The following is a 443-nucleotide window of genomic DNA, read 5'->3' on the forward strand; positions in this document are numbered from 1 at the left end:
CGATCACGATAAAGGATGCCATCGACAATATTCACCGCAAGAATTACCTGCTTCCCGCGATCCAACGCGAATTCGTCTGGGACGTCGACCAGATTGAAAAGCTTTTTGATTCCCTCATGCGGGATTATCCATTTAGCTCATTTCTATTTTGGGAAGTCGACCGCAATAACGTCGACAAGTACCAGTTTTACGAATTCGTCCGCGAATACCACGAGCGCGACAGTTACCATAACCCCAAGGCAAATCTGAGCGGCGAGTCTGGCATTATCGCTATTCTCGACGGCCAACAGCGCCTGACCTCCCTTTATATCGGGCTCAGGGGGGCATATGCCTACAAGATGCCGCGCAAGCGCTGGGACAATGATTCCGCTTTCCCCAAGCGGCACCTCTATTTGAACCTATTTCATTCTCCCGCCGATGAGAGTGATATTGAGTATCAGTTC

General features: G+C 50.1%; 1 protein-coding gene. It reads left to right on the plus strand.

The genetic code is table 11. From position 1 onward, the window contains the following. The coding region (locus tag AACY08_RS29845) for a DUF262 domain-containing protein (RefSeq protein WP_339472688.1) at positions 1 to 443 on the plus strand (443 nt) is incomplete at both ends.

The organism is Pseudomonas sp. EL_65y_Pfl1_R83 (genome assembly GCF_963970695.1).
GTDB classification, from domain to species: Bacteria; Pseudomonadota; Gammaproteobacteria; order Pseudomonadales; family Pseudomonadaceae; genus Aquipseudomonas; species Aquipseudomonas tritici.